Consider the following 22,085-nt stretch of genomic DNA (forward strand, 5'->3'; position numbering starts at 1 on the left):
AACATGAGTTACGTTACGGTCAAGTCCAAATTTGTGTGTAAATTCCCTCTGGCAGATAAGATCACCCCGTTTTAAGCTACATTTACCTGGGTATCGGCATTATTCACCTCCTTCTGCTGTTTTTCTGTGTTAGCCTTCCACTCCCAATACTCTGCCATATCAAAGTAGCGCTTTCCTGTGGTCCACACCTCGTCGATCTCTACAAGCACTGCTCCGATCAGTCTCACAGCCGACTCCTCGTTAGGGAAGATTCGGATCACCCGCTCCCGCCGGCGGATCTCCTGGTTGAGCCGCTCGACTCCATTGGTGGTGCGCAGCCGCTTCCGGTAGCGCCCTGGTAGTGCCATCACCGCCATTGCGTCCTCGAAACCAGCTTCAAGTCGCTCTACCGCCTTTGGCGCCCGGGCGCCAAAGGCCTCTATCGTTTCGTTCAGCAACCGCCTGGCCGTCTCCATATCCGGCGCGTCGAAGATCAACCGCAGTCGCCCGTGCAGGTCGCCCTGGAGGCTCTTAGGACAGGCGTCCAGGATGTTCCGGATAAAGTGGGTCTGGCACCGCTGCCATGTCGCTCCTTGGAAGTGGGTTTCTATCGCATTGATCAAGCCCTTGTGATCATCCGAAACAACCAAGTCCACTCCCTTGAGACCGCGCTCCTTGAGCCGGCCGAAGAACTCCGACCAAGCAGCCTCTGATTCGCTATCCCCGAGCATAAGCCCTAAAATCTCCCGGTATCCCTCCCGGTTGATCCCTGTAGCGAGAAGTACGCTTGAAAGCCGTACCCGGCCGCCTTTACGCACCCGGATGACAATGGCATCTACCAGGAGAAATGGGTATTCCTGGCTGCTCAAATCTCGCTCGTTCCACTCCTTTACGATGTCGTCCAGTCTTTTGCACAGGCTGGATACGGTGGATTTGGAGAACTCCGTGCCGCATAGTTCATCAACAACCGCCCTTACCTTCCTGGTGGATACGCCGTTCACGACCATCTCGACCATGGCCAGCAAGAGCGCCTGCTCGCTCCGCTGGTACCGCTCGAAAAGCTCCGTGGAGAAGTGCCCGCTCCGGAGACGGGGAACCATAAGCGTAAGTTCTCCTACGCGAGACTTGAGCAGCTTATCCCGATACCCGTTGCGGTACCCCTGCCGCTCTTCGGTACGTTCGTATGGCTTGGCCCTGAGTTGTTCGGTAGCCTGAGCATCGAGTATCTGATTCACGATGTTCTCCACCAACCGAGCCAATCCATCATCCCGAATAAATAATCCTTGCAAGAGATCACAGTCTACGGTAACCTGGTAGTGAGCCATCTTTTCTCCCTCCTGATGATTAAGATTAAGCCACTTCTTATCTACCAGAGGGAGGGGTGGCTCTCCTGCTTCAAGCCATCAATTTTACACCATCATAATGGACACTACTTTACGTTACCCCCCCCTTTCATTTGATATCGCACTCCCACAAATCAGTAACTCATACCGTAATATCATCAGGCAAAGCCGCCATGATGCCGGAATCAGTCCTTAACGTCAACATAAACGGTGAGTGCTGCCACCGCCACAACGATGGTGTCACCTTCTCCCAGTTCGAGAAGCTCCAGCCCCCGTACTGCCAGACCACCCGGCACCACCTCCAGACAGGTGGAACCGAAGGGCACCGCCTTCAACACTTCCTCCCTGTTGATCCTTTCCGGGTTAGGGCAGGCCACCTTGACCTCAATATACATCTCATTGGGATCTGTTATTCCAATGATGTCAAACAGCCCGCACAGGCAGCTTCGTGATACGGCATCTCTGATCGCCCTCTGGGCGGCTTTTGAAACGTCACCGCCGTGCAGGTCGGCTCCTGTCCCGATTTCAACAATAAAACGCTTGCGGGCCACGGAATCCCTCACTTCCTTCCGTCCTGTGTTCCTTGAAACAATCAACGAATATTCTGTTATCCTAATAAAGCAAGTACCATGCCACAAAGCCAAATCGAACAATGAAAAAAGCCGTCAAGCCTAGCGGCTAGCGACTTTTAACGGTAGAGTAGCCCAACCAAAAATGGGACAGAAATATAACATTTGTGTCACATCAGTGATCGAATCCGATATCTCTATGACACACAAGGCTGACACCGCTGGGTAAAAAAGATCTGGAAGTACAATCACAGATTCAAGTAGAAATAAAAAACGAGATTATCCCATAATCATTGGTTTTATACGGCAGGAACAATAAAGTATGCTAGAAAAAAACCGTAAGAAGGGTGCCTAAGAATTTGGGGGAAGCCACGTTGACAATTCTATTCCACCTATGAGAAGGGGAACTGTTTCCCTCGCAAGAGCACTTCTGTGCTACTGCCTTCCCTTCACCGAATTACCCGGTTTCCTCAGTACTATGTCGTAATCCTACTCCCTGGCCGCCTTTTGGCTTTCTTGCTTTGTATCGCTTGTCGGCCATACTTCCTGTGACCTGAAGAGGGGGCAGGACCTCCTGGGTTACCATGAGATAACAACGTACAGCGTGCCGAGGTCAACGACCCTGGGGGGTGACGGTAGTCTTGCCTTTAGTGATTAGCGTCATGTTGCATCCCAACAGCCGCAAGGCTTCCAGCTCCAGCTCCTGGTAAAGAGTGTAAAGAATCCTTCTCCCCTAAAATAACTTTTTTGAGGAACGTTTCGAAAGCTCTTTATTTGCCATGGTGCCTGCTCATTCGTGTTCGGTTAAGCCCGAAATATACCATAACCACCAAAGATAGTGTATTATCCCTGGTAAAATAACTGAATTATTGTTTAAAAAAAGAGGAAAGGGTCCCTCCCTGTGTGGAATTCTCCTCCAAACTAATAATTTAGAGGAGGTTCAGCATTGATTCCACTTCCCGGTAAGAGCGAACCGTATGAGATTGAAAAAGTAATGAACAAAATGTTCCCTCCGGAGTGGCTGAGGGCTACGGCAGCCAAAGTCGGCTGCGTGAAGCGCAACCGGAAGATCGACCCGGTGATCCTGTTCTGGTCCTGGTGCCCGGCTTTGGAGTTGGAGCGCAGCGCACCCTCGACTCGCTGAGGCGGGCTTACGAGACGGCATCAGCCGAAAAACCCTCGTTCCGTCCTCCTCGTAAGATAGTTTTTGTAACACCAATTGATCCAGCCCTTAAAAGAAGCCCGGCTTGGATCAAAAATGCTCCTTGACAACTGGAAATTGGGTATTCACTTTTGGCGGTGTTCCAGGCAAAATGTAGTCGTGAGATTATGTTCTGGGTAGGTGTTGTCCTCCTTGAGGTCCGACCTCTTAGAAAGCCTGACCCCCAGCCCATAACCTGTACCCCTGACACGTAAGTTGCGCAACTTGTCAAGATCCTGTCCAATGGTAGCAGGTTGGATAGAACAAGGTCCTGACAGGAAAGCGTTGTTTCCGGCGAGGCTGTTGACCGGTTATGGTGCCTGGGACCCCGCATAATCTTGCACAATTCCTCCCTGGGAGGGGGTGAAACTGATGAAACTGTTTGTCGGTATCGATGTCAGCATGAAAGATTTCAAGGCCCGGATGTTCGACGCAGAGGGCGAGGAGATCGCCAAGCGTATGCGTTACAAGAACGACGATCCGGGAGCCGAGTCCTTTGTTAAGTACCTGGTGGAGATCTGCGGCGCCAACGAAGTTGATTCCCTGCGGATCGGCATGGAGTCCACCTCTGTCTATGGCTGGCACCTGCAGATGCGCCTGGCCGGTGAGCCTTTGCTGGCTTCCTTCCACCCCCAGGTGTACGTCTTCAATCCCAAGGTGATCGCCAACTTCAGAAAACAGTACGTCGATATTCCAAAGGATGACTGGTTCGACTGCCTGGTGATCGCCGACCGGCTAAGGTTCGGGCGGCTGCCCGAGAGCTGCCAGGTGGACTTCCGCTACCTGCCCCTCCAGCGGCTGACCAGGTTCCGTTACCACCTGATCCAGACCATCACCCGGGAGAAGAACTACTTCCTGACCAACCTGTTCCTGAAGTTCAATACCATCTGCCAGGACAAGGTGCTGAGCGACATCTTCGGGGCCACCTCGGAGGCGATCCTGACCGAGTTCCTTTCTCCGGAAGAGATTGCGGCACGACCGCTTGATGAGTTGATTGACTTCCTGATGGAGAAGGGGAAGAGTCATTTCTCCAACCCCGAAGCTACGGCCAAGGCCTTAAAGCATGCCGCAGCCTGCGCTTACAGGCTGCACGGAAGCCTCCTGGAGCCGGTGAACCTGATCCTGGCCACCAGTTTGCAGACCATCCGCACCCTGGAACAGCAGGTCAAGAGTATTGACAAGGCGATTGAGAAAGAACTGTCACACTTTCCGAACACTCTGCAGTCGATGCCGGGCATGGGGCCTGTCTGTACCGCCGGAATAATCGCCGAGATCGGCGACATCCACCGGTTCGACAACGAGAAGGCAGTCGCCAAGTTTGCCGGCCTCACCTGGCGGAAACACCAGTCAGGCGAGTTTGAAGCCGATGACACACCGCTTACGAAAACCGGCAACGTGTACCTGCGCTATTACTTTGTAATGGCCGCCGACAGCGTGCGTAAATGGGACCCCAGGTTTGCCGAGTTCTATGCCCGTAAGTTTAAAGAGAGTTCCACTCACCACCATCGCCGTGCTTTGGTTCTTACCGCACGTAAACTCGTGCGGGTGGTTGATGCTCTGCTACGCAGCAACCAACTATACGTGCCCCAGGGGCAGAGAAAGGTGGTTAAGGTTTAGTCTGTCGGGTGGCTCTTCTGCTAATAGCAACGCTTCATAATACCGTATCGACCGTCCAGTAGGGTTTATCCCGAAAGACCACAACGGATAAGACGCTACAGTGCGTGGAGCATCATTCATATCACCCACCTGACCATTGTCTCTCAACCGATGAACCATTTATGTTGCTTTTTTCCATTTACCTCTGGAAACAAGCTTAGTTTGGTATGCGCTTTTTTAGAAAATTTTCTTAGAAATTTTGGTCCTTGGATCTTGACATATTACCGTAAGGCTTTTACGAGCGCTTCAACAGGCGGTTGGTTGCCTTTTTGAAGGAGTGCCTGGCGAACCAAGAGCGGAACTTGTCAGTCACGCCAGCCTCGTGCTCTCGGAAAAACTGAAAGGGTTCAAGGATTTGGTGATAGCATGGCACAATCGTAAGGTTGCACGAGAAGCTGGCCAAACAGTTCCCCGGGGCAAGGGGCAAAGCCGAGCTTAAGATACACAACGCCAAAACGATCAGGCCCAGAAGAGAGGTCACTGCCGCATCCAACAGATTCAGGCTGCAGTAGCAGGCCGTTAAGACGACCAGCACAGGCAGCTGGAGGAAAACATTGATTCCGGGTGGCAGCAGCAAGCTGCAGACTAAGAATGATGCCAGCGATTTAAGGAAAGCAACGATCAGGACGCTTTTCAGCTTTGCTTGAATCAAACCAAAGTCAAACCCAGAGAGATAAGAAGGTGGAATCCTTTTCCCGAGAACCTTAGAACTATTTTTGCCAACTTAGGTAGGTATTCCTGGTATCTAAGTTGAGTTTAACAGATAAGAAGGTGGATCGAAGTGCAGGATCATGGTTCAAGTAGAAAAGGGATAAGTGGCGTCGTGCCTGAATTTTTCCAGGCTTTGCACTTATCCCTTTCTCATTCTGTATGGTCTTGGTCCTTAAACCTTTTCCCTTATCCCTTCCCAATCGAGAACCACTTTTTTTCGCACGGGGAAAAGGTATAAATGGAATATACACAGGTCTCTTGAAATGATGTGCTCCCCTACTCCACCGTCACGCTTTTGGCCAAGTTGCGGGGTTTGTCGACATCACAGCCCCGGGCAACGGCCGTGTAGTAGGCGAAGAGCTGCAGGGGCACAACAGCCAGGAGCGGAGCCACAATTGAGGGTGCCTCGGGTAGGGCGATCACGTGGTCGACACTCCCGGCGACATCCTCGTTTTCTCCCAGGCAAACGGCGATAACCGTGCCGTGCCGCGCCTTAACCTCCTTTACATTGCTGAGGAGCTTCTCCAGGAGATCGTCCTGAGTGGCCAGGGCGATGACCGGCACGCCTTCGACGATCAGGGCAAGGGTGCCGTGCTTCAGCTCCCCGGCGGCATAGGCTTCTGCGTGGATGTAGGAGATCTCCTTGAGCTTGAGGGCGCCCTCCATGGCCACGGCGTAATCCAGCCCTCGTCCCAGGAAGAAGGCATCCTCACGGTCGCTGTACCGCTCTGCCAGGCCCCTGATGAGATCTTTTTGTTCCAGGATCTCCTCCACTTTGGCGGGAATCTCCTGTAGGGTGGTGGTGATCTCAGCAGCCTCCTCTATACTCATGAGCCCTTGCGCCCTGGCAAAGAGCAGCCCCAGCAGATACATGACCAGCACCTGGGTGGTATAGGCCTTGGTAGAAGCAACGGCGATCTCCGGCCCCGCCCACGTGTAAATAACCTCGTCGGCCTCCCGGGTGATGCTGCTCCCCACCACATTGGTCACGGCCAACACCCGGCAACCCCGCTCCTTGGCCTCCCGCAGAGCGGCCAGAGTATCCGCCGTTTCCCCGGACTGGCTGATGACGATCGCCAGGGTTCCTGGTTCGAGCAGAGGGTCACGGTAGCGGAACTCCGAAGCCAGGTCGACCTCCACCGGAATCCGGGCCAACTTCTCCAGGATGTACCTACCGACCAGCCCGGCATGGTAGGCGGTTCCGCAGGCCACGATAACCACCTTGCGAAAGCCGCGCAGCTCCTCCGGGGTCATCTTCAGCTCCTCGAAAACGACATCCCCTGCGGCGGTGATCCGGCTCCCCATGGTGTCACGCAGCGCCCGCGGCTGCTCGTGAATCTCCTTGAGCATGAAGTGGGGATAGCCCTCGCATTCAGCGGCACGGGCATCCCAGCCTACATGAAAAACCTCTTTGGAGACGGGGTTTCCGGCGCCGTCCAAGATCCGCACGCCGTCAGGCGTGAGCTCAGCCATCTCCCCCTGATCCAAAAAATAGACGTTCCTGGTGTAAGGCAGAAGAGCCGGGATATCGGAGGCCAGGAAGTATTCCCCATCTCCGATCCCGACTATCAAAGGATTGTTTCTCCTCGCCGCCACCAGCAGGTCGGGGTGATGTTCGCTGATCAGCACGACGGCATAAGATCCCCGCACCTCCTCCAGGGCCAGCCGGAGGGCAGCGGAGAGGTCGCCACAGTACTTTTCCTCTACCAGATGGGCAATGACCTCCGTGTCCGTATCGGAGTTGAAACGATGCCCCCTCTCTTTCAGCTGCTCCTGAAGTTCATGAAAATTCTCAATGATCCCGTTGTGCACCACCGCGAACTTCCCGGTGCAGTCGTAGTGAGGATGGGCGTTGGCATCTGTAGGAGCACCGTGGGTTGCCCAGCGGGTATGCCCGATCCCGATCCCGGCGCGATATTTCCGGGAACTGAGCTCTTCCTCTAAAACGGCGATCCTCCCAGCTTTTTTGCACACCTTAAGGGAGCCGTCGTTCAAAAAGGCCACTCCCACTGAGTCATAACCCCGGTACTCCAGGGTTTTCAAACCCTTCATTAAGACTGAAACCGCGTCGCGATCACCAAGGTATCCCATAATACCGCACATACCTCAGTTCTCCTCCTTTTTGCCTCCCACGCGGTTTCACCCACCGGATACCCCTTTGTCACGGGGATTGCTCTCCGCTTTTCAAGGCATCCTCACGGTGGTGGGCCACCGAGGGGCACCCGCCGAAAAACTCGATAAACCCCTTCCTCGTCAACCGGCCGAAGGCCGGTCCAGGCGCTTGAGATTCTGTTCTGTCACCTGCGCGGGAAGCCAGTTTTTCATTTTAATAATTGCTTCCGGCTGGAACCGGCAGCCATCCGGGACTTTAAACTGCGTGCTGAACCAATTCTTTTCTCCTCACAAACTGCCGCTCCGCACCGCATCACCGGCCAGCTTCTCTACCATCAGCAACAAGCTGGCGATTCAGCTGCACCGCCACAACTTCGGCCAGTTCATCAACCACCTCCCGCAGCAAATTTTCATCCAAAGCCTCCCCCATCACCCTTATCAGCGGCTCGGTTCCCGAGGGGCGCACCAGAATTCGGCCTTGCTCTCCCAGGCGCTCTTCGGCCCGGCGAATGGCCTCCGCCACTTCGGGATTGTCCTTAAGCCCCTCCTTGTCCCTGACCCTTACGTTGACCAGTAGTTGGGGGAAGCGCCTCATCTGAGAAGCCAGCTGTGAAAGCGTCTTCCCTTCTTCCCTGATTACCCTCAACAGCTCCAGTGCAGTCACCAGACCGTCACCGGTCGTGGTGCGGTCGAGGAAGATGATGTGGCCGGACTGCTCACCGCCCATGACGCCTCCGTTTTGAAGGAGGGCTTCCAGAATGTAGCGATCCCCGACCCTGGTTTCCTCCACTGTGACGCCCACCTTCTGAAAGGCCTCCTTGAGGCCGAGGTTGCTCATGACGGAAACGGTCACCCTGTTCCCCTTCAATTCTCCCTTCCTGTGCCGGTGCAGGCCGCAGATAACCATGATCTGGTCGCCGTCCACCAGATTGCCCTCTTCGTCAACGGCAATCAGTCTGTCAGCATCCCCGTCAAAGGCCAGCCCGAGGTGCGCCTTACGCTCCCTTACCTCCCTCTGCAGCGCCTTCGGATTGGTTGAACCGCACTCTTCATTGATGTTGGTCCCGTCCGGTTCCCCGGCGATCACCACCACCTCTGCCCCCAGGTCTCGAAACAGCTGTGGGGCAACACAGGAGGCGGCTCCATTAGCGCAGTCGACGACGATCTTCAGACCCTGCAAATCGACGGCAAGCACTTCTTCTAAAAAGGAGAGGTAACGCCCCACCGCCTCCTTCTCCTCATAGACCCTGCCGATGTCCACACCGGTAGGTCGAGGATAGGGAAATCCGTCCTTGAGCACCAGCCGCTCGATCTCCTCCTCCACCGGGTCGGGGAGCTTAAACCCATCACCTGCAAAGAATTTGATCCCGTTGTCGGCCACTGGGTTATGTGAAGCCGAAATGACAATCCCGGCACAGCAGTCATAGACCCTAGTGAGATAAGCCAGACCCGGCGTCGGTACAACACCCGCCCGCAGGCAGTCACCGCCTACGGACAGAATCCCCGCCATCAGAGCGGCCTCCAGCATGTCGCCGGAAATCCTCGTATCCTTCCCCAGGATGATGCGGGGCCGCCTGCCGCCCCGGCCCAGCACATAGGCACCCGCCTTTCCCAGCTTATACGCCAGCTCTGGGGTCAGGCCCTCGTTGGCAACACCCCTGACACCATCCGTGCCAAACAGCATACCCATTCTCCCTCATCCTCCCCACGAGAATAACACGCATATTATATCATTATTCTACTCCTCTGGCAGTTGCTCTTCTCCAACAGCCCCGATGTTAACGGTCACTTTCACCCTCGCCTGGCCCAAATTGATAACCCCGTCGGGAAGAGCCAGACCCACCTCTCTGGTGACGTTACCTTCAGCACCGGTAATGTCCACCGGCAGGGTAGCGACCTCCCGCAAATTCGCCAGCAGCTCCGCCGGCCCCGTAACCCGGATCTGGTTCGGCTCCACCCGGGTTTCCTTGACGGCAAATCCTTCCTTGGGCTCCCCCTGCAGGGCGGGGAGAACGGCTACGGTTTTAACGGGTCCGCTCGGCACAACCGGAAGCCTAACCTGAACAAAACCCGGCTGGACGACGACCTTACCCTCTACTTCCTCAGGTACAGTGACGGAAACCCTTCGGCTAATGCTGCTTTTTCCTCCGTTAACCTCGAGGACGGCCCGGACATCCTGCACCTTCGCCAGCAGCTTGCTGGGGCCCCTTAAGGTTACTGCATCGGGCTCGGCAACAGGGGTTTGGTATGTAAAACCGAGGTCTACTTCGCCAAGCACCTGCACCCTTACGGGCACCCTCTTCTCGTCATAGAAATCCAGAGCAACCCGAATGCGTTCCGGCTCGACCTTCAACACCTGGATACCCAAAGGGGCATCAACGCGGACGGGAAGAAGTACCTCCCCCACCTCCTGCCGGGAAACGTCGACGTAAGCCAAGATGTCTTCCTGCCTGAGGTTTTGGATGATGCTCCTCATCCCCCTGACGGTCACCCTGACCTCAGGGAGCGGTGAAGTAAGCACTATTTCGGAGGAGAGGCCTCGCGCTTCCACAGGAAGCGGAAAGGTGCGCTCGACGAGAGGATCTCGCTGCCCGGCAACATAATACCAGAGCATCAGCGCCAGCATGATGGCCAGCAGTTTATAACCGATATTATTGCGGATGAACCAGTTCCCGATCCTGCTGTCGCCCACCTCAGGAGATCACCGCCTTTCCTCCCTGACTCAAAAAGTCCCCCAGCATCTTCTCCAGATCCGTCCTGCCAAACCCCTGCAGAATCTTCCCGCCCTGCACCAGGGAGATAACTCCCCGCTCCTCGCTGACCACCACAGCCACTGCATCGCTCTGTTCTGTAATCCCCAGGGCGGCTCTATGTCTGGTGCCGAAATCTCGGCTAAGGAAGGGATTTTCGGTAAGGGGGAGGTAACAGGCTGCCGCCGCAATACGGTTCCCTTTAATGATCGCCGCACCGTCGTGGAGGGGGGTGTTCGGCTCAAAGATGCTCCCGATGATCTCAGCCGACACCAGAGCGTCGAGCTTCACCCCTTTTTCCACATATTCCTGGAGACCGGTTTCCCGCGCAAAGACCAGGAGCGCCCCAACCCGCCGCCGGGCAAGGGAATCCGCCGCCAAAGCCACCTGATGGGCCAAATGGCGCACTTCCTCATCAGCACGGCGGGAGTATTTTCCGAAAAAGCCTCCCCTACCTATCTGCTCCAGGGCGCGCCGCAGCTCCGGCTGAAAAACGACGGGTAGAGCTACGGCCAGGGCCGTCCAGGTCTTGTCCAGAAGCCAGTTAATCGTCGAGAGGTGAAACCAGGAACTGACCGAGGAGGCGATCACCAGCACCGCCAGCCCTTTAAGGAGCTGCACCGCCCGCGTCCCCTTGATCAGCAGCAGGAACTTATAAATCACAAAAGCGACGATCAGGATATCGACGAATGTCAGCAAATCGAGATAATTGAAGTATGTTAAGTAACCAGACATTTAATCACACCCGTAATCGGCCGGCAGCTTTCTTCACAAAAATATACATCAAATAAAGCCTTAATACCAGTTGGAAATTCCCCCCGCTCCAACATGTTCAGCGCCCATTATACGTACTCTGAACGAAGCCATCCGCTGACAATTGTCGCTAAAAGGATTAATATTATGTTAATGATCTTTTTCCCTCGAGGCAAGAAAAGTTTCGGACAGGATAGAAGCATTTGTAGTAGGAAAGCGGGGCTGGAAGTGGTTATAAGAAATCTCAGCTTGGCGCAGTCCGTAGCAGCGCTTGGACACCGCAACTACCGTTTGTTCTGGTTTGGACAGCTGATCTCCCTGCAGGGGACCTGGATGCAAAATCTCGCCCAGGGCTGGCTGGTGCTGCAGATGACAAACTCCCCATTTTTGCTAGGGGTGGTGACTGCCGTTCAATTCGCACCGCTGCTCTTATTCTCCCTAGTAGCCGGAGTTGCGGCCGACCGGGTACCTAAAAGAAAGCTGCTGCTTGCTACCCAGAGCGGCTCCGCCTTAACGGCCTTCACCTTGGGAATTCTCACCCTGACGGGGAAGGTACAGTACTGGCACGTTTTAACCCTGGCCGCTCTATTGGGAACCATCAATTCATTCGATACCCCGACCCGGCAGTCCTTCATCGTGGAGCTGGTCGGTAAGAAGGACCTGATGAACGCCATCGCTCTCAACTCAACGGCATTTAACGCCGCCAGGGTTATCGGACCTGCCATCGCCGGGCTGGCCATCGGCAAACTGGGAATAGCGCCCTGTTTCCTTTTAAATGCAGCCAGCTTTCTCGCCGTGATCGCCTGCCTGGCGGTAATTCGGGTGGACGATAACGCCAGGGACCTTTCCCAGGAAGAAGCCGTCTGGAAAAAGATCGGGGAGGGCTTACGGTTCATCAGGAAAACTCCGGTGATAAAGCGGACGATTACTCTAACTGGCATTCTCAGCGTCTTTGTGATGAATTTCAACGTGCTGGTTCCCATCCTGGCCAGAGACACTTTGGGGCAGCAGGCGGAAGGATACGGCTACTTGATGTCTGCTACAGGTATCGGGTCCTTCATCGGAGCAGTCTCCTTAGCGTTTATCAGCAGCAGGGGGCCGCGGCGCAAACTGCTCACCGCCGGAGCCCTCAGCCTCTGCCTCTTCCAGCTGCTTTTAGCGGTTAACCGTTCCTATTCCCTGGCCCTTGTGCTGCTGGCCTTTACAGGCTGGTCAATGATCACCTACGTGGCTTCAGCCAACACGACTCTACAGTTGAACTCACCGGACCACCTGCGCGGCCGGGTGATGAGCGTTTACACTATGGTTTTTCTCGGAATGACACCCCTGGGAAGCCTTTTCAGCGGCGCCCTTTCTCAAGTCGGCGGTGCTCCGTTAGGATTTGCCGCCGGGTCTCTGATCGGCCTCGCCAGCACCGCCACAGTGTTAATGCGAATCCGAAGAGGCCGGTCCGTAGCATCGGATGCTAAAATCTGACAGCAGGAGTTTCGTACCGGGATCACGAATACTTAAGTTGTCTCTTAAGGTTTACGAGGAGGATTGCGGTAATGAAATTCTATAAATGGCAGCTTCCCCTGGCGGTTGTTCTCTTTATAACCGGCATTCTTTTGGTATCAACCCTGAGGGCGCTGGCCAGCACGGAAGATACCTCCTGGCGGAATAAGGATAAAAAACTGATAGCCTTAATTGAAGCGCAGGAGAAGAGCATTGAAGAACTGGAAAAGAACATCGCCGACAGGAGGAAGTCTCTTGAAGAATACCAGAAGACCCTGGCGGCGGGAAAAGCAGAAGCAGAAGAGCTGCAGGCGCAACTGGAGCAGCTGAGGGTTCTGTCTGGGATGACCGACGTCGTTGGGAAGGGGATAATCATCCACCTCGACGACAACAGGAAAGGAGCCAAAGCCGCTGAAACTAAAAACCCGGAGCAGTTCAAAGAGGAAGACTTCCTGATCCACGACAAGCACCTACTCTACATTGTCAACGAACTTCGGGTCGGCGGCGCAGAAGCCATCTCCATCAACGGCCAGCGAATCATCGCTTCTTCGGATATCAGGTGCGTTGGCCCCATGATCCTGGTGAACACCACCCGCCTGGCACCGCCCTACATCATTAAAGCGATCGGCGACCCCGAACGAATGACCAGGATCCTTGAGGCACCGGAGAGCGAATATAATATCCTTAAAATGGCAGGCTATCCGGTAAGCATCGAAAAACACGATCAGGTCGTCGTCGAAGCATATAAAGGAAGCTATCAATTCATCTATGCACAGCCAAAGGAGGAATAATAAGTGTGGTTGCCGCTGCTGGGGCTATTAATCGGCATCTTCATCGGTTCAGCGCTTTACATCCCTATCCCCGGCGTTTTTGCCAAGTATTTATCGGTCGCAGTGCTGGCCGCTTTGGACTCAACTTTCGGAGGAGTCAAATCCATTTTCGACGACAGGTTCGACGCCGCAATTTTGTTGACAGGATTTTTTACCAACACTCTGCTGGCTGCCCTTCTCGCTTATTTGGGGGATCAGCTGGGGGTCGATCTCTACCTGGCCGCCGTCTTCGCCTTTGGGGTCAGAATCTTCCAGAACATAGCCTTTATCAGACGACAGCTCCTGGCCAGGTGGATACAAAAACGTCACCTCCACGCCGCAAAGGAGAATGGCAATGAAGAGGCTTAAAAACTGGCAAGTGCCTGTTTTCATCACCTTTCTTCTGCTGGGGCTGCTTCTCACCGTCCAGTTCCGGACGCAGCAGAGCTACCTCAGCGACCTCTCCCAACAGAAAACAGAGGATCTGGTAACAATGCTCAACAAGCTTTATGAGAAGAAAAACAGCCTCGAAAGGGAGATATTTACGCTGGACGAACAACAGCGGTCCTTCAGCGCCGACGTCTTTGCGGGGGAGGCGCTGACCAGAGATCTGCGTCAGGAATTGCTGAGGCAGCAAATGGCTCTGGGCCTGGTACCCGTTAAGGGGCCGGGGATCACCGTTACCTTCGAGGCGACCCCGCCTATCGTTTATCTGGACATCATCGATGTCATCAACGAACTGTGGGCATCTCAGGCCGAGGCTATTGCCATTAACGACATTCGCGTAACAACGTGGACAAAAATATACTGGAACAAGCAGAATCTGGCCTTAACCGTCGACGGTCAAATCGTCCCCTTCCCCTGCACCATCAAGGCCATCGGAGATCCCGAACAGCTGGAATCCGGCCTGCGCCTGCTCGGTGGAGTGCTGGACGATCTGGCCATCTACGACATCCACCCTGTGGTCAGGAAGGCCGAGATGCTGGAGCTGCCCGCGGCGGATCGGCCTGAGATCAAGTACTTGAAAGCAAAGGAAAGCCAGTAAGTTGCAACCTGTCAACTTACTGGCTTTCCTTTAAAGCAAGCCCCCGCCTCTTTCGAAAACCGGCAGGGGCTTGCCCCCGTCAGTCTTTTTTCCTGCAACGCCTCAGGAGAAAGTAGTTCATGCTGTCCGTCAAGGCCTGCCAGCTGGCCTCGATGATGTTCTCGGAAACCCCCACCGTGCTCCAGGTTCCCGTGGAATCGGCGGATTCGATGAGAACCCGCACATTCGCCCTGGTGCCGTCCTTTCCGTCCAGCACGCGCACCTTATAGTCCACAAGGTGCATCTCCTTGAGACAGGGATAGAATTCTTCCAGAGCCTTCCTCAGGGCGTTATCAACGGCATTGACCGGGCCGTCCCCTTCGGCCGCCGTGTGAATGATCTGATCCCCTACGCGCAGCTTGATCATCGCCTCGGAGTTGATCCCGCCCCCGTTGCCGTTCTCCGGGCGTTTCTCCACCAGGATCTTCAGGCTCTCCAGGGTGAAAAACTCCTCGTATTGACCGCACCCCCTGCGCAGCAGGAGCTCCAGGGAGGCTTCTGCCCCCTCAAACTGGTAGCCGCGGTACTCCAGTTCCTTGATCTCCGCAATCAACTCGCGGGTGCGGTCGCCGTCCTGCGAGATGTCAATACCCAACTCCTGCGCCTTGTAGTTGATGTTGCTCGCCCCCGCCAGCTCTGACACCAGGACGCGCCTGCTGTTGCCGACCAGCTCCGGATCGAGGTGCTCGTAGGTGCGGGGATTCTTCAGGATGGCGCTTACATGAATGCCTCCTTTATGGGCAAATGCGCTGGTACCCACAAAAGGCTGGCTGTTCAAAGGGGTCATGTTGGCAATCTCGCTGACGTACCGGGAAACCTCGGTGAGGTGCCGCAGGGAGCTCTCCTCCAAACAGCGATACCCCATTTTAAACTGCAGGTTGGGTATCACCGAGCAGAGGTTGGCATTGCCACAGCGCTCCCCAAACCCGTTGATCGTCCCCTGTACCATGCGCACTCCGCAGGAAACGGCAGTAATGCTGTTGGCGACCGCCAGATCCCCATCATTGTGGGTATGAATCCCCAGCGGTTTTCTGATGAAGCGCCTGATCCGGTTGGTGATCTCCCTTACTTCATCGGGAAGGGCACCTCCATTGGTGTCGCAGAGCACAATCCAGTCGGCTCCCGCACCTTCGGCAGCGCGGAGGGTCTCCAGGGCATAGGCCGGGTTGGCCTTATAACCGTCGAAAAAGTGCTCGGCATCGTAGACCACCTCACGCCCGTGCTCCTTGAGCAGCCCCACGCTCTCCCTGATCATGGAAAGATTCTCCTCAAGGGTCGTCTTCAAGGCGGTGGTGACGTGAAGATCCCAGCTTTTTCCAACAACGGCGACGACCGGAGTCTCCGCTTCCAGCAGCGCCCTGATATTGGGGTCATCCCCTGCTTTCATCCCCGCCTTTCTGGTGGCTCCAAAAGCGGAAATCCTGGCTTGCTTCCACGAGAACTTCCGCGCCCTTTCAAAAAACTCCATATCCTTTGGGTTGGAGCCGGGCCAGCCGCCCTCAATGTAGTGAATACCGAGCTCATCCAGCTTTCTGGCTATCTTCAGCTTATCCTCGACCGTCAGGCTTATTCCTTCCGCCTGAGTTCCATCACGCAGTGTCGTGTCATAGATAAGGACGTAATCCCCAAAAAACCTCACCTCTTCCTCGCAAAATTAGTATTTCCTTTAAATCCCCATCTTCGATCAGGTCGAGAAGACAATTCACGCTTTCCATCCGGCGGCGACTGGACAGCCCCTCAACTCTGCTTGAAAAGCCTTAGGCCAGGATCCGGTCGGCCACCAGGTCCCCCATCGCCGCGGTCGTTACCTGCCTCTTTCCGGGCTGCATGATGTCCGCAGTTCGGTAGCCTTCGTCCAGGACCTGCCGCACAGCCGCCTCGATAGCCTGAGCCCCCTCTTCCATTCCAAAGGAAAGGCGCAGCATCAAGGCAGCCGAGAGGATGGTGGCGAGGGGGTTTGCCTTCTGCTGCCCGGCGATATCGGGAGCGGATCCGTGAGCCGGTTCGTAAAGGGCCACCTTCCCCCCGATGCTTGCCGATGCCAGCATCCCGATCGACCCGGTGAGGATGCTGGCCTCATCGGTCAGAATATCCCCGAAGGTGTTCTCGGTCACAATCACATCGAATTGGGTTGGCCTGCGGACGAGCTGCATAGAGCAGTTGTCGACGTACATATGTTCCAGCTGCACGTCAGGGTACTCCCTCCCGAGCCCGGTGATCACATCCCTCCAGAGCCGGCTGCTCTCCAGGACGTTGGCCTTATCCACCGAGGTCACCTTTTTCCGCCTCTTCCGCGCCATCTGAAAGGCCAGGCGGCCGATGCGCTCGATCTCACCGGTCCTGTAAACAAGGGTATCGATGGCCTGCTCATCCCCGTTGTCGACGAACTCCCTCTTTTTCGTCCCGAAGTAAAGCCCACCGGTAAGCTCTCTCACCACCACCAGATCCATTCCGGAGACTATCTCCGGCTTCAAAGGAGAGGCTTCGATGAGCGCAGGGAAGAGCAGCGCCGGCCGGATATTGGCATAGAGACCGAGTTTCTTGCGCAGGGGGAGCAGGGCTCCCATCTCCGGGCGCAGTTCAACGGGGAGGTTATCCCACTTGGGCCCCCCGATCGCCCCCAACAAAATGGCGTCGCTCTCCTCGCAGAGGCGCAGGGTCTCTTCCGGCAGAGGATGGCCGCAGGCATCATAAGCCGCCCCCCCGATTAAAGCCTCCCGAAACCGGAACCGGATCTGGTAGCGCTTTCCAACGGCTTTCAGGGCCTTAACAGCCTCTGGCACGATTTCTGCTCCGATACCGTCCCCGGGTAAGAGCAAGACATCAGGCACGTTTCTTCATCCTTTCCTGTACGTAATTGATCAGGCCTCCCGCTTTGATGATCTCCTGCATAAAAGGCGGGAAGGGTGCCGCCTGGTGCTCACCGGGCCGCGAAAGATTTTTGATAATGCCGGTAGATAAATCGACCTCCACAACATCTCCCTGCTGCAGGGCGGCAGCTGCCTCCGGACACTCCAAAATCGGCAGCCCGATGTTGACTGCATTGCGGTAGAAGATCCGGGCGAAGGTAGCGGCGATAACGCAGGACACGCCGGCGGCCTTGATGGCGATAGGAGCATGCTCCCGGGAAGACCCGCAGCCGAAATTCTTCCCGGCTACAAGGATGTCCCCCTTCTGCACCACCTTGGCGAAACCCGGATCGGCATCCTCCATGCAGTGGGCGGCCAGTTCCTGGGGATCGGTGGTATTGAGGTAGCGCGCCGGGATGATCAGGTCGGTATCCACGTCATTCCCGAATTTCCAGACACGCCCTTTAATTTGCATCACCGGCCACCTCCTTCGGATGAACGATGCATCCCGCCACTGCAGAAGCCGCCGCCACCGCAGGTCCCGCCAGATAGACCTCGCTCTCTGGATGTCCCATCCGCCCGACAAAGTTGCGGTTCGTCGTGGAGAGGGCGCGCTCCCCCCTGGCCAGAATCCCCATATGACCTCCCAGGCAGGGCCCGCAGGTGGGCGTGCTTACCGCCGCTCCTGCTTCTACAAAGACCTCCAAAAGCCCCTCCCGCAGTGCCTGCAGATAAATCTCCTGGGTTCCGGGGATGATCACCACCCGCAGGCGTTGATGCACCTTTTTCCCGGCCAGGATCTTCGCCGCCACCCGCAGGTCCTCAATCCTACCGTTTGTGCAGGAACCGATGACCACCTGATCGATCTCAATTCCCTGGGCTTCGCTCACCGGCCGGGCGTTTTCCGGCAGGTGGGGAAAGGCCACCTGCGGTTCGATAGAAGAAGCGTCATATTCCCGAACTTCCACATACCGGGCATCGGGATCGCTGTCATAAAGCCGGTACTCCCGCTTCGCCCTCTTTTCCACATAAGCAACCGTTTTCTCATCGGGGGGAACGATCCCGTTCTTGGCCCCCGCTTCGATAGCCATGTTGCACATGGTCAGCCTCCCCTCAACGGAGAGAGAGGAGATCGCTTCACCGGTGAACTCCATCGCCCGATAGCGGGCTCCGTCAACGCCGATATCGCCGATGGTGTATAGGATTAGGTCCTTCCCCCCTACCCAGGGTTGCAGCCTGCCGTGATAAATGAACTTCATGCTCTCCGGGACCTTAAACCAGCACTCCCCCAGAGCCATCCCCGCCGCCAGGTCGGTGCTCCCCACCCCTGTGGCAAAGGCACCCAGGGCACCGTAGGTGCAGGTATGGGAATCGGCTCCGATCACCAGATCTCCGGGGAGCACCAGTCCCTGCTCGGGGAGCAAGCAGTGTTCGATGCCCATCCTTCCAACTTCAAAATAGTTCGTTATACCGAATTCCCGGGCGAACTCCCTGATCAACCGGCACTGCTCCGCAGACTTGATGTCCTTGTTGGGTGTGAAGTGGTCGGGAACCAGAACCACCCGTTCCGGGTCAAAAACCCTGTCCAGGCCGAGCCTGGCGAACTCTTTGATGGCCACCGGAGCTGTGATGTCGTTAGCTAGCGTCAGATCGAGCCGGCAGTTGACCAGCTCTCCCGGCTCCACCCTCTCCTCCCCGGCATGGGCAGCCAGGATCTTTTCTGTGATCGTCATGCTCACAGGGCATCCTCTCCAACTTCAAGAATTATCTTGTTGACTGCGTTCAAATAAGCCTTGACACTCGCTTCGATGACATCGGTGCTGACACCCCTGCCGATATAGGTTTTACCCTTATAGGTGGCCCGCACAACCACTTCGCCCAGCGCATCCTTTCCTCCGGTAATGGCGCTCAGGTTGTATTCCGCAAGGGTCACCTTATTGGCTCCCAGGATTTTATCGACTGCCTTGAAGGCGGCGTCCACCGGGCCGTCCCCGCAGGCCGCCTCCTCCCGCATCGTTCCATTCCTCTTGAGCCCAACGGTAGCAGTGGGCACAACACTGGTCCCGCTGGAAATATGGAGGTAACAAAGCTGGTAGAGGTCGGCGGACAACCGGATCTCACTCTTCACCAGCGCCTCCAGATCGAGATCGGTGATCTCCTTCTTCCGGTCGGCCAGCTCCTTAAACCTGGCAAAGGCCTTATCCAGTTCGGCATCGGTCAGGGTATATCCCAGCTCCGCCAGGCGCTCCCTGAGAGCATGGCGCCCGGAGTGTTTCCCTAAAACGATGTTGGTTTGAGGGATCCCGATCAGCTCCGGGTTCATGATCTCATAGGTGGTGCGCTCCTTCAAGACGCCGTCCTGGTGGATGCCGGATTCGTGCAGGAAGGCATTTTTGCCCACAATTGCCTTGTTCGGCTGGACGCTCATCCCCGTTAAGGTGCTGACCAGCCTGCTGGTGCGGTAGATCTCATCATACTTGATCCCCGTCTCCCGCCCGAAGTAACCGCTCTTCGTATAGAGGGCCATCACGATCTCTTCGAGAGCAGCATTGCCAGCACGCTCACCCAGGCCGTTGATGGCGCACTCCACCTGGTTCGCTCCCGCCTGGATGGCGGCCAGAGAATTGGCCACCGCCAGCCCCAGGTCGTTGTGACAGTGGACGCTCAATACCACCCGGCCGATATTCTTCACCCGCCGGCGGATGGAAGCGATAAACTCGCCGAACTCGGCAGGAACCGCATAACCCACGGTATCGGGAATATTCACCACAGTGGCACCCGCCTCGATCGCCGCCTCCAGCACCTCGCAGAGAAAGGAAAGATCGCTGCGGGAGGCGTCCTCCGCGGAAAACTCCACGTCTTCGGTGTACTGCTTGGCGTGCTGCACCGCCTCGACGGCCAGCCGCAGCACCTCCTCCCGGGTCTTCCGCAGTTTGTATTTCAGGTGAATGTCAGATGTGGCTATAAAGGTGTGGATCCGCGGTTTCTCGGCGCCTTTAAGAGCATCCCAGGCCCTGTCGATATCATTGAAATTCGCCCGCGCCAGCCCGCAGATGACGGAGCCGCGCACCTCTTCGGCAATGGCCTGCACTGCAGCGAAGTCGCCGGGAGAAGCGACGGGAAAACCCGCCTCGATGACATCGACGTTGAGCTTCGCCAGCTGCCTGGCGATCTCCAGCTTCTCCTCTTTATTTAAACTGACTCCGGGAGACTGCTCACCATCCCGGAGTGTAGTATCGAAGATGTACACCCGATCCGCCATCCCTAGATCACCTTTTTCTTCAGCCAGGGCATCATTCCCCGCAGCCTGGCCCCCACCGTCTCGATGAGGTGGTTCTGCTCCTTCCTCCGCAGGGCATTGTAAACAGGGCGCCCCACCTGATTTTCCAGGAGCCACTCCCGAGCGAAGACACCGTCCTGGATCTCCTTGAGGATCTTCTTCATCTCCTCACGGGTGGCCTCCGTAATGATCCGCTTTCCTCTGGTCAGGTCTCCGTACTCGGCGGTATCGCTGATGGAGTAGCGCATGGTGCTGATCCCGCCCTCATAAATCAGGTCGACGATCAGTTTCATCTCATGAAGGCACTCAAAGTAGGCGATCTCCGGCTGGTAACCAGCATCTACAAGAGTGTCGAAGCCCGCCCGGATCAGTTCGGTGATGCCGCCGCAGAGTACAGCCTGCTCCCCGAAGAGATCGGTTTCGGTTTCCTCTTTGAAGGTGGTTTGAATCACTCCGGCTCTGGTGGCGCCGATTCCTTTGGCATAGGCCAGAGCGAGGTTAAGAGCCTGGCCGCTGTAATCCTGCTCCACCGCCACCAGGGAAGGTACCCCCGCCCCCTCTTCGTACATCCTTCTGACCAGATGCCCCGGGCCCTTGGGAGCCACCATGAAAACGTCCACATCCGGAGGGGGAACGATCTGTTTGAAGTGGATGTTGAACCCATGGGAAAAAACCAAAGCCTTCCCCGGACGAAGATTCGGGGCAATGCTCTCACGGTAAAGGGCGGCCTGCTTTTCATCTGGCACCAGGATCTGAATGATGTCTGCCTCCCTGGCGGCTTCATCCGCCGTTAAGGGCTGAAACTGCGCTTCTTCGGCCTTTTTCCAGTTCTCGGAACTGGGAATATCGGCCACTACAACCTTCACACCGCTGTCCCGCAGGTTCTGCGACTGGGCATGCCCCTGGCTCCCGTAGCCGATGACGGCCACCGTTTTGCCGTCAAGGTACTGAAGATCTGCGTCCTGATCATAGTAAATCTTCAACTTTCATCGCTCCTTTTTATCATCTTCGTATTTGGGCCCCCGCACCATGGCGATCTTGCCGGTACGGACCAGCTCCAGGATGCCGAAGGGTTTAAGCGACTTTTCAATCGCCCTGATCTTCCCTTCGTCACCGGTACATTCAATAATCAGTGTATTCTGGCCGATGTCGACTATACGTGCCCGGAAGATCTCGACGATCTGCATGATCTCCCCCCGCACGGCCGGCTCGGCCTTAACCTTGATCAGCACCAGCTCCCGGTCGACGTGCTCTTCCTCGGTGATATCCCGGACGCTGATGACATCAACAAGCTTATTAAGCTGCTTCACTACCTGCTCAATCACCCGGTCGTCACCGTCAACAACGATAGTCATGCGGGAGATGCTTTTCTCATGAGTCTCCCCCACCGCCAGACTCTCAATGTTGTAGCCGCGCCTGCTGAAAAGTCCGGCCACACGGGTCAGGACACCGGGCTGGTTTTCTACTAACACTGTAAGGGTATGCCGCATCGCTA

Annotated in this window: 19 protein-coding genes; 6 read left to right on the forward strand and 13 right to left on the reverse strand. The window is 56.0% G+C overall.

From position 1 onward, the window contains the following. Window positions 1-71: 71 nt before the first annotated feature. Together TPH_RS09775 and TPH_RS09780 are read right to left on the reverse strand one after the other, a co-directional pair. Window positions 72-1,304: an IS256 family transposase gene (locus TPH_RS09775; RefSeq protein WP_014162180.1), complete on the reverse strand. Its 1,233-nt coding sequence runs from the start codon at window positions 1,302-1,304 to the stop codon at window positions 72-74. 203 nt (window positions 1,305-1,507) lie between these two features. Beyond that, the gene (locus TPH_RS09780) at window positions 1,508-1,885 is read right to left on the reverse strand and encodes a Lin0512 family protein (RefSeq protein ID WP_201764441.1); all 378 of its coding nucleotides are present in this window, start codon (window positions 1,883-1,885) and stop codon (window positions 1,508-1,510) included. 952 nt (window positions 1,886-2,837) lie between these two features. On the opposite strand from TPH_RS09780, the gene TPH_RS09785 reads away from it, so the two are divergent. Further along, window positions 2,838-3,035: a hypothetical protein gene (locus TPH_RS09785; protein WP_015051039.1), complete on the forward strand. Its 198-nt coding sequence runs from the start codon at window positions 2,838-2,840 to the stop codon at window positions 3,033-3,035. 429 nt (window positions 3,036-3,464) lie between these two features. Then, a complete protein-coding gene (locus TPH_RS09790; protein ID WP_015051040.1) occupies window positions 3,465-4,709 on the forward strand; it encodes an IS110 family RNA-guided transposase in 1,245 nt (414 codons plus the stop codon). Between the two features lie 1,026 nt (window positions 4,710-5,735). Here TPH_RS09790 and glmS read toward each other — a convergent pair. The 4 genes from glmS to cdaA all read right to left on the reverse strand — a co-directional run bounded on the left by glmS (window position 5,736) and on the right by cdaA (window position 11,056). Then, window positions 5,736-7,562 (reverse strand): glutamine--fructose-6-phosphate transaminase (isomerizing), encoded by a 1,827-nt coding sequence (glmS, locus tag TPH_RS09800; RefSeq protein WP_015051042.1) that lies wholly within the window; start codon window positions 7,560-7,562, stop codon window positions 5,736-5,738. A gap of 322 nt (window positions 7,563-7,884) precedes the next feature. Continuing rightward, window positions 7,885-9,261, reverse strand: a complete 1,377-nt coding sequence (gene glmM / locus TPH_RS09805; protein WP_015051043.1) for a phosphoglucosamine mutase — start codon at window positions 9,259-9,261, stop codon at window positions 7,885-7,887. Between the two features lie 48 nt (window positions 9,262-9,309). Then, window positions 9,310-10,263: a CdaR family protein gene (locus TPH_RS09810; RefSeq protein WP_015051044.1), complete on the reverse strand. Its 954-nt coding sequence runs from the start codon at window positions 10,261-10,263 to the stop codon at window positions 9,310-9,312. Window position 10,264: 1 nt separating this feature from the next. Beyond that, on the reverse strand, window positions 10,265-11,056 hold the full coding sequence (gene cdaA / locus TPH_RS09815; RefSeq protein ID WP_015051045.1) for a diadenylate cyclase CdaA: 792 nt from the start codon (window positions 11,054-11,056) through the stop codon (window positions 10,265-10,267). 165 nt (window positions 11,057-11,221) lie between these two features. On the opposite strand from cdaA, the gene TPH_RS09820 reads away from it, so the two are divergent. The 4 genes from TPH_RS09820 to TPH_RS09835 all read left to right on the forward strand — a co-directional run bounded on the left by TPH_RS09820 (window position 11,222) and on the right by TPH_RS09835 (window position 14,422). Then, the gene (locus TPH_RS09820) at window positions 11,222-12,550 is read left to right on the forward strand and encodes an MFS transporter (RefSeq protein ID WP_015051046.1); all 1,329 of its coding nucleotides are present in this window, start codon (window positions 11,222-11,224) and stop codon (window positions 12,548-12,550) included. A 71-nt stretch (window positions 12,551-12,621) separates the two neighbouring features. After that, a complete protein-coding gene (locus TPH_RS09825; RefSeq protein ID WP_015051047.1) occupies window positions 12,622-13,359 on the forward strand; it encodes a DUF881 domain-containing protein in 738 nt (245 codons plus the stop codon). 3 nt (window positions 13,360-13,362) lie between these two features. Further along, window positions 13,363-13,746, forward strand: a complete 384-nt coding sequence (locus tag TPH_RS09830) for a small basic family protein (protein ID WP_015051048.1) — start codon at window positions 13,363-13,365, stop codon at window positions 13,744-13,746. Then, window positions 13,733-14,422 (forward strand): DUF881 domain-containing protein, encoded by a 690-nt coding sequence (locus tag TPH_RS09835; RefSeq protein ID WP_015051049.1) that lies wholly within the window; start codon window positions 13,733-13,735, stop codon window positions 14,420-14,422. Before TPH_RS09830 ends, TPH_RS09835 begins: the two co-directional genes overlap by 14 nt. A gap of 79 nt (window positions 14,423-14,501) precedes the next feature. Here TPH_RS09835 and cimA read toward each other — a convergent pair whose 3' ends face one another. The 7 genes from cimA to ilvN form a co-directional block, all read right to left on the reverse strand. Next, window positions 14,502-16,100 carry a citramalate synthase gene (cimA, locus tag TPH_RS09840; protein ID WP_015051050.1) on the reverse strand — a complete coding sequence of 533 codons (1,599 nt, stop codon included), beginning with the start codon at window positions 16,098-16,100 and terminating at the stop codon, window positions 14,502-14,504. A 118-nt stretch (window positions 16,101-16,218) separates the two neighbouring features. Further along, window positions 16,219-17,292 (reverse strand): 3-isopropylmalate dehydrogenase, encoded by a 1,074-nt coding sequence (gene leuB / locus TPH_RS09845; protein ID WP_015051051.1) that lies wholly within the window; start codon window positions 17,290-17,292, stop codon window positions 16,219-16,221. Further along, window positions 17,285-17,779 (reverse strand): 3-isopropylmalate dehydratase small subunit, encoded by a 495-nt coding sequence (gene leuD, locus TPH_RS09850; protein ID WP_330216592.1) that lies wholly within the window; start codon window positions 17,777-17,779, stop codon window positions 17,285-17,287. Before leuD ends, leuB begins: the two co-directional genes overlap by 8 nt. Continuing rightward, on the reverse strand, window positions 17,775-19,049 hold the full coding sequence (gene leuC, locus TPH_RS09855) for a 3-isopropylmalate dehydratase large subunit (RefSeq protein ID WP_028990894.1): 1,275 nt from the start codon (window positions 19,047-19,049) through the stop codon (window positions 17,775-17,777). Before leuC ends, leuD begins: the two co-directional genes overlap by 5 nt. Further along, the gene (locus tag TPH_RS09860) at window positions 19,046-20,572 is read right to left on the reverse strand and encodes a 2-isopropylmalate synthase (protein ID WP_015051054.1); all 1,527 of its coding nucleotides are present in this window, start codon (window positions 20,570-20,572) and stop codon (window positions 19,046-19,048) included. The genes leuC and TPH_RS09860 overlap by 4 nt, the downstream gene beginning before the upstream one ends. A 2-nt stretch (window positions 20,573-20,574) precedes the next feature. Beyond that, on the reverse strand, window positions 20,575-21,573 hold the full coding sequence (gene ilvC / locus TPH_RS09865) for a ketol-acid reductoisomerase (protein ID WP_015051055.1): 999 nt from the start codon (window positions 21,571-21,573) through the stop codon (window positions 20,575-20,577). Window positions 21,574-21,576: 3 nt separating this feature from the next. Continuing rightward, window positions 21,577-22,080 carry an acetolactate synthase small subunit gene (gene ilvN / locus TPH_RS09870; protein WP_015051056.1) on the reverse strand — a complete coding sequence of 168 codons (504 nt, stop codon included), beginning with the start codon at window positions 22,078-22,080 and terminating at the stop codon, window positions 21,577-21,579. Window positions 22,081-22,085: the final 5 nt, after the last annotated feature.

The organism is Thermacetogenium phaeum DSM 12270 (genome assembly GCF_000305935.1).
Lineage (GTDB): Bacteria > Bacillota > DSM-12270 > Thermacetogeniales > Thermacetogeniaceae > Thermacetogenium > Thermacetogenium phaeum.